The organism is Pseudoalteromonas sp. BZB3 (assembly GCF_040104455.1).
Lineage (GTDB): Bacteria > Pseudomonadota > Gammaproteobacteria > Enterobacterales > Alteromonadaceae > Pseudoalteromonas.
On record NZ_JBECOS010000001.1, the window covers coordinates 231,526 to 243,700 of the forward strand.

A 12,175-nucleotide genomic window follows, 5' to 3' on the forward strand; every position below is an offset into this window, starting at 1 on the left:
TTAAGTCCCCCCTTACCTAAATAGACATTAAAACTAAACACTGATACATAAATGAAATTAATCTCTATTCTGCTGCTTTAAAAACTTTGAATAATGAACTAATAATGAAACAGCTAAGAATAAAAAAGGACTAGTTAGTCCACTCTGATAAAAAAGAACAATAAATATATACGACAAGATAAAATAGAATAAAATATCCTTAAATAATGCACTGGAATACGTCAGCATTCTAAATATCAACACTAAGAAGATTACTGAAGGAACTATACCATAATCACCTAGTAACGAATAAAATAACGTTTGTGGAGTAGATGGAATTTCATTTATATACTGACGCCCAAGTACCTCGTGATTTTCGAGGAAGTAGTAACCTTGCGCCTTTAAAATCGAAGCCCACTCATTTTCAATTACGCCAGGAGTTATTGCAAAAACTTTCTCAATTCCTTCGACCCAAGCAGCCACCCCCAGTATCAGCCTGGTAGAACCACTGGGCTCCAGAGTTGAAACTAAGCTTAAAAAATAGCTTAGACTTGTTACATTAACCAATTCAATTACAAAGTTGAACCTTTCTGGGTAAAGTTCATATCTAAAAATAGCAAAACTCACAACAAGAGAAATAAAAGTAGCAAAAAAGTTCATTTTCATAACAACTTTTGGAAAAATATAACTCAAGAAAAACAGAACTAGCATAATAAAACCTAATGCTGAGCCAATTATCTTCACCAATACAAAAAATACTAGAAAAGCAATCAATGTTGGAAACTTACTATTTGTATTATTAACTCTCATTGATACTAACGAAGTTAGAAACACCAAAGTAACTATCAGAATCATATAGCTTTGTTCTGGGGCCAATATCGTAACCCCTCTTTCAGCTAAGTCACTACTCAAAATAGCTCTTGGCATAAAAACACTATAAATTGGCAAAAATAGTTTTGCACCAAAAAAACTTTGAAGCACACCAAGAAAGAGGATTCCAAGCAAAAAATATAAAGGAACATACGAGTTTTTGTGGTCACTTGGGTTGTATCTAAAACAAGCTAATGCAATCACGCCTGCTATTAAATATTTTATAAAAACAGAAGCTCCACCACTCGAAAACACAACAGAGCTAAAGGATAAGATTATAAAAAAAAACAAAAAAATAAATATGCAAAAGCGTTTAACACCTACCTTAAACTCCCAGCTGAAATCCAGCACATGATTTACAATAGTGAGTAGCCCAATTGAGAATAATATAAGAGCTTGAGTTTCGCCTAAGCCAGGTAACAAGGAAAAATAAACAGATATAAGACCGAGTAATATAAGTATTGCTTCTTTATTTTTAGATAGTTTTATCTTCATAGTAATGATTGTAAAAATAACGCATTTAACGCTTTCTTATCCAACTCAAAATCCGCCAAATATGAGATAATGAGTAATTATAAATAAAGAACAAACCAATAAAAATATAAAATCTAACCCACTCTTGAATACCAAAGAACTGAAGGAATGAACCAAATAAAGCTATAATTAACGCAAAAATAGAAATCCAAACCAATGATCTCTTCCTGCTTAAACCCGCACGCTCAAATATATGATGTAGGTGATCTCTATCAGGCTTAAAAGGTGACTTTTTCTTTTTTAATCTACGGTACATAATCGCAACCATATCCATGAGTGGAATAGCTATGAAATATAAAGCTGTAACAGGCTGAATTGCACCAACATTGTCTTTAGAGGCTTCTATCAATAACCAAACTATAGTGAAACCTATAAGCATACTCCCTGCATCGCCCATAAAGATTTTCTCGCAGTACTTTTTATTTAACCTTAAGTTAAAGATCAAAAATGCTGAAATAGAAGATATGTAAATTAAACATAAAGCAGCCCACATACTATTGACACTAAACAACATCACAGCGAGAAAGAAAAACGTGACCAGGCTTAAAACCCCCGCAAGCCCATCGATACCATCCATCATATTGAAAGCGTTAATTACTGCTATCACTGCAACAATAGATATAAAGCCCCCCATCGAGTTTAATGTAAACTCAAAGTCACCAAGAATATTACCAAATGATGATAAATAAACATCCGCATAAAACACCATGAGCGAAGCACAAAATATCTGGACGACTATTCTTAACCTTACAGATAAGTCAAACTTATCATCTAACACTCCTAGAACTAATATTATAGTACTTGAAAGTATATATACGTTTAGTGATGCGATATTATTCAGAAATAACAAACTAATAATAAGCACACCAATATAAATACAGACTCCACCTATTAAAGGAGTACTTCCTACATGATGTTTTCTTTGATTTGGTATATCAACCAACCCAACTTTTTTAGCCAGTGGATTAATCAAAACGATAGCAACTGCGCTAATAAAAAAAGAAAGGACAAGAAAAAAGAAAGAATAAATTTCCATTAAATAAACACCAAGTTTAGCTTAATTTCATAACTAGGTTTTGCTTGTTTCTAATATAAAGAAACATAGACAATATAAAACTAGAAAAGCCACCTATAAGTACAAATAAAACAACAATAAAAGCTCTATTAGGCGCCACCTTTCTTTCTTCAATAATCGCAGGATCTATTGTAGACAAAATATATTCATCTCTAGCCTGAGAAAACATTATTGTTCTTACATGACCCTCTATAAGGCTATGGAGTAATGAGCGTATATCAACCACGCTAGTCTCTTTTAGCTGCTTTTCTAAAAAAGAAATGCTTTTTTTTGCCTCAAGAACATCTTTATTCTTCATCTCAACATTTATTTGACTAACAACCAAGTCTACCCACTTTTTTGCCACTGATGGAGATATGTGTTCTATTTTCACCTTTACAAGCCCAGAGCTTTTTGCCTGGCTAACGCTATAAACTTTCAAAAATTCATAGTATGCTTTTTGTAAACTAGGCCTTGGTTTCTTCTTTTCAACCCATTGCATTGTCTTTGAATTAAAAATAGTATCATCAAATATCAGAGTATCTGTTTCTTTATTCCAAGACTTTACTGCAAAAAGTTCAGGCAATAAATTGTTCTTTTCTATAAGGTTAATAATAAACCTTCTTGAAGACATTTTTTCAATCGCTAAGGTAACTTTATTATTGCTACTGGATACATTGAGGCCAGCTAAACTTGCCAGGCCACCTAACTGACCCAATTGACCTGCGCTTTCCGATTGCTCTTTTACAGGGGACAAAGTAGCCTCTGCTTTATAAACATCCTCAACCTGCAGCGCATACACAACACCAGCGACGCTAGCAAGAAAAGTGATAGCAACGATTAGCCACTTATAATAAGCGAAGATTTTAATTATCTCTGTCAACTCTAATTCTGAAGCTTCTTGTCTTGATGCTTTTGCCATTAAATTAGTCATACTTTGTTAAGTCCCTCTATATCCCCGAAATGGCTGCAAGTCCAGCTGTTAGCTGGAAGAATATCTGAGTTGCGGTATTCCAAAGAGTTAGGTTATCCATATGGGATGGATCCATTGGAACAACAATAGTGTCACCTGGCTCTAACTGACTTTGATAATTTACAGAGAACCACCCTGATGACTTTGGAATGAAAACAGCACCATTTGCTTTGATTACATATATCTGCTCTTCATTTGCTCGATCTCTGATACCACCACTCAACTCTAAATACTGTTCAATAGATACACCCGCCTTATACAGATGCGAAGATGAGTAATTAACTTCACCGATAATTGAAATAGAATCTTGTCTACCTGGTACATATAAAGAGTCACCATCTTGCAAAATTAAAAACTCTTCTTTTTGCAAAATATCAGGTAAATCTATTACTAACCTTCCAACAGCTTCCACATTAGCCAAATCACTCAAAAGCCTACTCATTTCATCATAGTTAATTGAGCTTCCACCACCTACAGATTGCTGAAAGCTTTTCGATGCAATTTCTCTTCTTAATTCGTCAGAAAGTTTTGATAACTGGGCCTGTTCTTGCTTTTTAATAGCTAGCCTAGTAAAAATCGCGGCTTTAGGTTCTGCATGAGCCGATAGACCACCAGCACGCTCAATAACATCATATAGAGTTTCACCGCGGTTTACTGTGTAGGTCCCAGGGAAGCGAACTTCTCCCGCAAGATTCACCTTGTAATCATCTTGCCAATTCGGTTGCATGAGTACATTTAATGTATCTTTACCTTCTAATTGCATGGCTAAGACTTTTTCATCGTTAATATCGATTTGCAAATGCTCAAAAAGACTTGACTCTGTATTAATAAAGCGTGTTAATTCAGCCTTTTCAGTGAAAGCTGATTCTAATAAACCGCCAGCTGCCTTGATCGCTTTCTCGACTGTTGAGTTGCACGACAGTGGGTATTTTCCTGGGAATCGAACTTGCCCACGTACTTCTAATATACGTGATTTTGTTAGGTTAGAGCTTTGAAACTCTAAGCGTTTGAGTACTGGTTTTAGTAGCTTTTTACGACTAAAACTTGCATACATTTTATCTTCAGGTGTATTGAAATTAGTAAATTTATTTTTTGAAATCTCATTAGATAGTTGAACTGTGTTCTTAAACTGTTCGAACTCAAAAACATGCCATAACTTCACTTTTTCTTGTTGACGTTTCTGCTCTTCTGTCAGTGCTAAGTTCTCTAATGCCAATTCTTCAACATTTTTCTTCTGGAAGCGACTAAATATATAGATTTCATCATTCTTTTCTAGAGCGACATTTTTGCTCTGAAGCGCGTCAGAAAGCGAAAATTGGAATACCTCAATTTCACCTAATGCAGACTTCTCTCTGACAATAATTGAGTAATTAAAATCGGCTTGAGGAAGTAAGTCATCTCGGAAGTTTAGAAACAACTTATCAATGGTAATACCTTCATACCATTCATACGACCCTGGTCTGACAACCGCACCGATCAAAGTTACTGAATTTGTAACTACTTCACTCACTTCTTTTACAGTAAGTTGATCTCCAGCTTTTGGTTTAAAACCACTTGTAAAGTTAGAAAAATCAGCTGAAACAATTCGACTTTTAGCACCATCAACGATACGGCGAACAGCTACATTTTTAGTGAATGCATTTTCTTTAAAACCACCAAACATTTTCATCAGTGATGCTTGATCATCTTCTTGTGTTAATTCGAAAATACCTTCCCTTTTAACTGCACCTTTTACTGTTATTTGTGGGCCAACCGATGGAATAAACACGACATCACCAGAGCGAAGGTTAATATCCCCTTCTGTGTTACCATCTAACAGTAGGTCGTATAAGTCTAAAGTAGCGACTGTTTTGCCATTTCGCTTTACTTGAATATTTCTCAAACTTGCTATGTCAGTCAAGCCACCTGAAGCGTATAAAGCATGAGTTACTGTAGATAGTGGTGAAACCATAAAGCTACCTGGTTTGTAAGCTTCACCAACAACTAGAATACGCATTGGATTTAATTGGGACATTGAAACGAATACATTTAAACCAATTGCTTCTTTTTGGATTTTCTCTTGAATTAATTTTTTAAACTCACCGTATCTAAGGCCTGCAACTTGCTCTGGTGAAAAGTTTGGGATCGATAAACGACCTTCGTTGTCTATTTTTAGACTATGAGAAACACTTTCTTTACCGTAAAAGTTAACATTAACCACATCACCTTTCCCTAGCACATAGGTATCTGGGACAGCTGCATTTTCAGGCGGAGCAAACGTTGTTGGAGTACCTGAGAAAAGGTTATAACCAAACGGTTTAAGTGGTTCATCAATCGGATTTAAGCGTTCAGCTTCATTTTCTTTTTCAGAACTGCCAGACTCACGTTCAGACACCGAAGGTTGTGTTTGCATCTTCGCTTGAGACTGCTGTGATACACTAGTTAAAGAAGATAAATTGATACCATATTGCTTAGCAAGGGCTTCTTGCTGAGCTTTTGGTAATTTTTTAAACTGTTCTATTTGTGCTTGGGTTGGTGTAAATGCCAGAGAAACGCTCGAAAAAAGCATTAAAATCAATACAAAAACACGTTTAAAAAACATATTCAAACTTAAATCCTATAAGCTATGGCCAAAAAGATTGCATATTCTACACGAATTACCATACATAGAAAAAGGGGCTGAAGCCCCTTTTTTTTTCTATATTACAAGTTTACGACAATGGTATGTTAAAAGCTGTAAACTAATGTTAAAGACGTTTCAGTATCTGTATTTTCTTTATCATCACTTACATCAGAGTTGTGCGTGACGTTATATGCAAATTTCATCTGTAGTGAGCCGTTGATTTTTGTCAATAGCGCAGATTCTGATACTGTTTTTGTGTTGGTATCACCGTATTCAACTGCGACTAATTGTGTGAAACGCGCGTTGTCTGAGATCTGCCAGTTATAATCTAACTTAGCAACGCCAATTGCTTCATTGTCTGTCACAGTTGGTAAACGCACACCATTTTCATCAAATTTCTTTTGCTCTTCAAAGCGTTTGATACCAGGACCAATTTCAGCATTCAAATACATATCACTTCGATTAAGCAAGCGAAGGCCGTAACCAATTGATAATACTGCTTCATTACGGTACGCACCAAAGTAATCTGAATCATATGAACCATAGACGAATAAATGGCTATGATCTTCATTTAGCTTATAGTTACCTTGCGCTGATACTGAATACTTTTCATTGGTACGTTTTTTCTCGCGCTCGCCCGCATCATTGTCAATTTCATCTTCTTTATAGATGCCATCTAGCTTGTATTCGTTGTTCCAGTTTTCTAAGTGATGCTTTGCTTTGATGCCACCTTTAAGTGTAGTCGTTGAGGTGTTACCACTGGTGATAATCGCACCTACTTCACTTGTTACATCCCATGTTTTCTGCTCTTCAGCTTCTTCTGCGAAACTTTGAAAAGAGGTTGCTGCAATAACGCAAAGAGATAAAAGTTTTAATTTCATTTATAGATTACCCTGTAATTAATCTTTATGTAGGTGAACATCCATTTGTGGATATGGGATAGCAATATTCGCTTCGTCTAACGCAATCTTAATATTTTCGATTAGGTCGAAATAAGTTGGCCAATACTCTGTTGTATTTACCCAAGGTCTCACAACAAAGTTTACGCTTGAATCAGCTAATTCAGAAACAGCAACAGTATAGGCTGGATCTTTTAATATGCGAGACTCTTTGTCTAGTACACTCTTTAATACTTCTTTTGCTTGGCGAAGGTCAGCGTCATAACTCACACCGATAACTAAATCGATACGACGAGTTTTTTGGCGAGAATAATTAACAATAGCGCCCCCCATGATTGCTGAATTAGGCATGATAATGACTTTATTATCTGGAGTGCGTAATTCTGTTGCAAATATCTCTATACGTTCAACGCTACCCGCTTTGCCGCCGGCTTCAATATAGTCACCAGACTTGAACGGGCGAAGAATGATTATTAACACACCAGAAGCAAAATTAGATAGTGATCCTTGAAGTGCCAAACCAACGGCTAAACCTGCAGCACCTAAGATGGCAACGAACGATGTGGTTTCGATACCAACTTGCGATAAGGCCATTAATACCGTCGCAGCGAATACCAGCGCATAGACGATATTTGAGATAAAACCGGCAACCGCTTTATCAATTTTTCTTTTTGCAAATGCTTTTTCGGTAAAATTACCAAAGAACTTAGCGACCTTTAATCCTAATAGTAGAATTACGATGGCTAAAATGCCTTGCAAAATATAGTGAGTAATTAGATCTGAATTTTCGTTGATCCAGTTGATTAGAACGTCCATGCACTCTCCTTAATTTTTTGATGAGTGAATTTTGCGCATTATACATGCTGAATATGAACTTTACCTTTATGAAAAAGTACTTTTTCATTAAATTTAAATAAAATCGAATTTATGCTTTGCAAGCCAAGTTTTTTTATGTATTATGCGCGCCACACCAAACAAGGTGGTATTGCGGCGGCTGTAGCTCAGTTGGTAGAGCCCTGGATTGTGATTCCGGTTGTCGTGGGTTCGAGCCCCATCAGTCGCCCCATCTTCTCTTCTGTGTTTTCAGATTCAAGAATCTTACTTAAAGTTTCTAATTCTCATCTTTTTTAATTATCAATTTCATCAAAGTATTACACTGATTTTCTTGTTGCCATAAACGATGGCCTGTAAGCGTAAACTCTAAATAAGCAAAAACCTTTTTGAGAATATGAAAGCTCTTCTTTACCTGTCTTTAAATCATAAATCAGTTACAGCTCGCAAATAGTTAATATTGTCGCCATAAATGATGACCTACATTAAAAGTGTACCCTTTAATTTTTTCGATAATTTAAAAATAAGGGTTGAAAGTAAAACCTAAGAGCCAAGCTTATTCTGAGCAAACAGCATTAGTTCATCAACCGGCATTGGCTTACCGAGTAAGAAGCCTTGAATTTCATCACAGCCCATTTGCTGTAAACGCTCTAACTGAACTTGCGTTTCAACGCCTTCAGCAATGGTTTTCAAACCGAGATTTTTACCAAGGGATACGATTAATTCGGCGATCGCGCCAGTATCGCTCTCAGGAATGTCTTTAACGAAAGCTCTATCGATTTTGAGGCGAGATAAAGGCAGCTTCTGTAAATAGCTTAGCGAAGAAAAACCAGTACCAAAGTCATCGATGGCCACTTCAATACCATAACGTTTTAACTCGTCTAACGTATCGATGACGCTTCCAATTTCGTCCATCACAACACTTTCAGTGACCTCAAGCTCTATTTTGCTACTTGGCACCTGATATTGCTCTAGAGTATTAATCACTGTTTTAGCGTAATCAGGCGTTTTAAATTGAGGCACCGACACGTTTACAGCAACACAAATATCCAGCCCTAATTGAGCAAAACGTTTTTGCTGCTGACAAGCTTGCTCGAGTACCCATTGCCCTATTTCAACAATCAAACCTGAGCTTTCAGCCAGTGGCACAAAAATACCAGGGGAAATATAGCGCCCATTCCCCGATGGCCAGCGTAATAACGCTTCACAACCTATAATTTGCTGCGTTTTCAGAGAAAATTGTGGCTGGTACCAGACTTCTAATTTGTGTTGCTCAAAGTCACTTCTTAATTGCCTGATCAAACCTAAACGCCATGCCATTTTTTCTTCTAAGTCTGGTGTATACCAATCAAAAACCTTGTGACTCTGCTTTGCTTGGTTAAGCGCTATATACCCTTTCTTTAAGGTTTCTAGACCTGTGTCACTGAAGTCTTCACATTTACATAAGCCAATATGAAAGTGAATAGACAATAAATGCTCTTTTAACTGATAAGGAATAGTTAGGGCATCAACGAGTAACTCTTCATTCAAAGAGCTGGTCGGTAGTAAAAATGCAAAAACATCAGCGCCAATTCTAGCTAAGGCTTTTGCGTTAGGAATATCTTGCTCTAGGCGATGCATCACAGCCATCAATAACTGATTTCCTACTTCTTGTCCTAAGCCATTATTGATATCTGAGAACTGAGCAATGTCTAACAAAATTAAAGATAAGCCGTCGTCACAAGGGTTTTTCTCTAAGCGCTCTACAAAGCTAGTGCGATTTGCTAGCTTTGTTAAGGGATCTTTATATGCAACTTCTCTGATCTGGCTGAATAGCTTAATATTATCTAAACCCACACTGACGTTGGCTAAGAGTATCTCCGCAAATTGAATTTGCCGCGCCATTGGAGGCAAAGCTAATTCTATAAAAATCGCCGCTTGTTCATTATTTTTTTCAAGGAATAACGTGAGGTCATGTTCTGTTTGTTGATGACATTGCTGCTCAATGCAAGTTTTGACCTGCATAATCGCACGGCCATTATCGAGTTGCTCAACACCTTGCCCTATAAACTCGTGATATTGCGTTGTGCCACCTAACAAAACCAATGAATTAGTACCTGAAACTTGAGCACACACAAAGCCATTGGCGTCATTCGCTAAAATATTAGCTAACTGCATCACCACAGCCTGACTAAAGCCACTAATGTTGTTGTGCCCTAAAATCGCATTGGAGGCACTTAAAATATTCGTTAATCCTTCACTTTGAGCTTCTAACTCACATATCTGTTGAAAAGAACGCAAAGCGGTCATTAATGACGTCACTAGCTTACTTCGCGTAAGCTCTGTTTTCATTTTGTAGTCATTGATGTCGTATTCACGAATAACCTGTTCTTCAGGTGCATGACCTGGCTGACCTGTTCTTAGAATAATTCGAACATTATGATTATCGAGATCGTCTCGAACTTTTTTGACAACTTTAAGACCAGCATCGTCTGACTCCATCACCACATCAAGCAGTAATAAGCATATTTCTGGATGCTGGATTAACTCGTTAATCGCCTCTTCACCAGAATAAGCATGATGAAAGCGCAACGCCTTGCCCCAAAACTCAACGCCAGATAAAGCAAGTTTAGTCACAGAGTGTATTTCAGGATCATCGTCAACAACCAGAATATCCCAAAAGCCCTGTGGCTCGTTATTTTCTGGTGTATCATCTTCATGATCTAAAAACAAAAAGTCATCTTGCTCAGACGCCATTCAAATTCCTTCAACTTCTACCGCTTGAGTTAAAGTTTTATTATTTTTAATAAAACGTAAATGAAGTGGGTATGTTCGCTTGCTTTAAGGTATATCTTAATTGTTAGCTGAGGTAAACCCTAATGACTTCAACATCAATTGCTTAATTGCAACTTATTTATTTAGGTCATTGAATTAGTATAGACTATCTTATCGAAATAAAAGTAAAACCAGCCAATATCATTCTAGGAGTGCCGTTATTTCTATTCGTGCCAAAACGTTAAAGTTTAGCTTACTAACCATGGTGCTTGTGCTTCTGGTACTGGTGTTTTTACCACGGCATTTTAGTATTCAGCAAACAAGTGACCTCAAGGGCTCTGATAAACAAGTAAGGCCTCTCTTATTTGACTTGAAACACTGGCCTAAGCTTATGGCGTGGGATAAGTTCAGTTCAAAGCTCAGTATTGATATTTCATCTCCAAGCAATACTTTAGGCGCAAATGTATTTTTACAAACCTCGAGTGCCAATATTGAGGTTACTATTACTGAAGTATCTCAAAGCCACCTACAGTATTCTATCTTGGTCAATAATGAACATGCATTGCTTGGAAACGTAAGCCTCATTCACAATGAGCATACATTAACTATCAACCACTCATTGAAAGGCACCATTCATTCTACGTTGAGCGGGGGGGTTATTGTTTTATATATTCGTTCACTGGCCGATAAAATGTTTACTTCCAGCATAAATAATTTACGTTCACATATTCAACTTGCTGATAAGGACATTCAATGACAGTAAAAAAAGCGAATTCTAAAGCAAGCCTTGCTTTGCTGATTGAAGAAAAGCTTGGTTACCCAATGGTAAAGAAAGCGTCTTTTAAAAAAACATCTGACCAATCTGAATACTCAGCACAAGGAAAGCGCACCGTCGAGTACTCTGTTCAATCGAATAACTCTGCACTCAAACGCGCACTCAAAAGGCAGCAACTACAAAAAATACAGCGACAAATTAATATTGAAGCCATTATGGCTGGTGCCTTAAGTTTATGCCCAGATGTGATCAGCAAGGGTCGCCCAGATCCCGACTGGCTCGAACATTTTATTGCGCTTGCTGAAGACATTACCAATCAGGCTATGCAAACTTTATGGGCTAAAATTTTAGTGGGTGAAACCCTATCTCCAGGTACATTTTCAATAAAAAGCCTACAAACACTTAAGCTAATGACCCAAAAAGAAGCCAACGCATTACAAAAATGCGCGCCTTTATGCGGTTTTGTTGAGTATGAAGGAAGCTACCTTATTATGCTGGGCCACTATAAGAAACCGTCTTTCTTTGATCTTTTACGTAAAGGAAATAAAGAATCTATTAATTTAGCCCAGTCAGGTTTGAGCTTTCCCAATATTCTCACCTTGATGGATATTGGCTTAATGTACAGAAAAGAAATAGAGTCCCCAAGCCTGAAGCAAGGGCAGAGTTTTAGTTTAAGTTTTCAAGGTCAGAAATTAACGCTTACAGCCAAGAGCAGTGAGTTGGTCTTAAGTTATTACAAATTGACTCAAACAGGGGAAGAGCTAAAACGCCTAATCACCGCACCGGTTAATAAGCAGTATAAGCAGTTGTTAGAGCAAGCAATGCAGGAAGAGTTTAGCTTTGAGTGGAGTTAGGTTATAGAGTCGTAAGCAGTAAGCAGTAAGCAGTAAGCAGTAAGCAGTAA

General features: G+C 37.0%; 9 protein-coding genes and 1 tRNA gene. 3 read left to right on the top strand and 7 right to left on the bottom strand.

From position 1 onward, the window contains the following. Nucleotides 1-57 precede the first annotated feature (57 nt). From ABMY35_RS00975 to ABMY35_RS01000, 6 genes are all read right to left on the bottom strand, one after another. Entirely contained in the window at nt 58-1,344 is a 1,287-nt protein-coding gene (locus ABMY35_RS00975; protein WP_349284645.1) for a hypothetical protein, read from the bottom strand. A 25-nt stretch (nt 1,345-1,369) separates the two neighbouring features. Further along, the gene (gene wecA, locus ABMY35_RS00980) at nt 1,370-2,419 is read right to left on the bottom strand and encodes a UDP-N-acetylglucosamine--undecaprenyl-phosphate N-acetylglucosaminephosphotransferase (protein WP_349284646.1); all 1,050 of its coding nucleotides are present in this window, start codon (nt 2,417-2,419) and stop codon (nt 1,370-1,372) included. 16 nt (nt 2,420-2,435) lie between these two features. Further along, entirely contained in the window at nt 2,436-3,371 is a 936-nt protein-coding gene (locus ABMY35_RS00985) for a Wzz/FepE/Etk N-terminal domain-containing protein (protein ID WP_349284647.1), read from the bottom strand. Between the two features lie 16 nt (nt 3,372-3,387). Beyond that, nucleotides 3,388-5,991: an SLBB domain-containing protein gene (locus ABMY35_RS00990; RefSeq protein ID WP_349284818.1), complete on the bottom strand. Its 2,604-nt coding sequence runs from the start codon at nt 5,989-5,991 to the stop codon at nt 3,388-3,390. Nucleotides 5,992-6,116: 125 nt separating this feature from the next. Then, entirely contained in the window at nt 6,117-6,893 is a 777-nt protein-coding gene (locus ABMY35_RS00995; protein WP_349284648.1) for a DUF481 domain-containing protein, read from the bottom strand. Between the two features lie 18 nt (nt 6,894-6,911). Continuing rightward, the gene (locus ABMY35_RS01000; RefSeq protein ID WP_349284649.1) at nt 6,912-7,727 is read right to left on the bottom strand and encodes a mechanosensitive ion channel domain-containing protein; all 816 of its coding nucleotides are present in this window, start codon (nt 7,725-7,727) and stop codon (nt 6,912-6,914) included. Nucleotides 7,728-7,901: 174 nt separating this feature from the next. Between ABMY35_RS01000 and ABMY35_RS01005 the strand changes: the two genes are divergently transcribed. Beyond that, nucleotides 7,902-7,977, top strand: a tRNA-His gene (locus tag ABMY35_RS01005). Between the two features lie 308 nt (nt 7,978-8,285). On the opposite strand, the gene ABMY35_RS01010 is transcribed toward ABMY35_RS01005, so the two are convergent. Then, the gene (locus tag ABMY35_RS01010) at nt 8,286-10,478 is read right to left on the bottom strand and encodes an EAL domain-containing protein (RefSeq protein ID WP_349284650.1); all 2,193 of its coding nucleotides are present in this window, start codon (nt 10,476-10,478) and stop codon (nt 8,286-8,288) included. A gap of 388 nt (nt 10,479-10,866) precedes the next feature. Between ABMY35_RS01010 and ABMY35_RS01015 the strand changes: the two genes are divergently transcribed. Beyond that, complete coding sequence (locus tag ABMY35_RS01015; protein WP_349284651.1) at nt 10,867-11,253, top strand: hypothetical protein; 387 nt, start codon at nt 10,867-10,869, stop codon at nt 11,251-11,253. Continuing rightward, nucleotides 11,250-12,125, top strand: a complete 876-nt coding sequence (locus ABMY35_RS01020; RefSeq protein ID WP_349284652.1) for a TIGR03899 family protein — start codon at nt 11,250-11,252, stop codon at nt 12,123-12,125. The genes ABMY35_RS01015 and ABMY35_RS01020 overlap by 4 nt, the downstream gene beginning before the upstream one ends. Nucleotides 12,126-12,175 lie beyond the last annotated feature (50 nt).

Coding starts and splice junctions, on each gene's coding strand:
- ABMY35_RS00985 (WP_349284647.1), bottom strand. CDS start 3,371: ATGACTAATTTAATGGCAAAAGCATCAAGACAAGAAGCTTCAGAATTA.
- ABMY35_RS00990 (WP_349284818.1), bottom strand. CDS start 5,991: ATGTTTTTTAAACGTGTTTTTGTATTGATTTTAATGCTTTTTTCGAGC.
- wecA (WP_349284646.1), bottom strand. CDS start 2,419: ATGGAAATTTATTCTTTCTTTTTTCTTGTCCTTTCTTTTTTTATTAGC.
- ABMY35_RS01000 (WP_349284649.1), bottom strand. CDS start 7,727: ATGGACGTTCTAATCAACTGGATCAACGAAAATTCAGATCTAATTACT.
- ABMY35_RS00975 (WP_349284645.1), bottom strand. CDS start 1,344: ATGAAGATAAAACTATCTAAAAATAAAGAAGCAATACTTATATTACTC.
- ABMY35_RS01020 (WP_349284652.1), top strand. CDS start 11,250: ATGACAGTAAAAAAAGCGAATTCTAAAGCAAGCCTTGCTTTGCTGATT.
- ABMY35_RS01010 (WP_349284650.1), bottom strand. CDS start 10,478: ATGGCGTCTGAGCAAGATGACTTTTTGTTTTTAGATCATGAAGATGAT.
- ABMY35_RS00995 (WP_349284648.1), bottom strand. CDS start 6,893: ATGAAATTAAAACTTTTATCTCTTTGCGTTATTGCAGCAACCTCTTTT.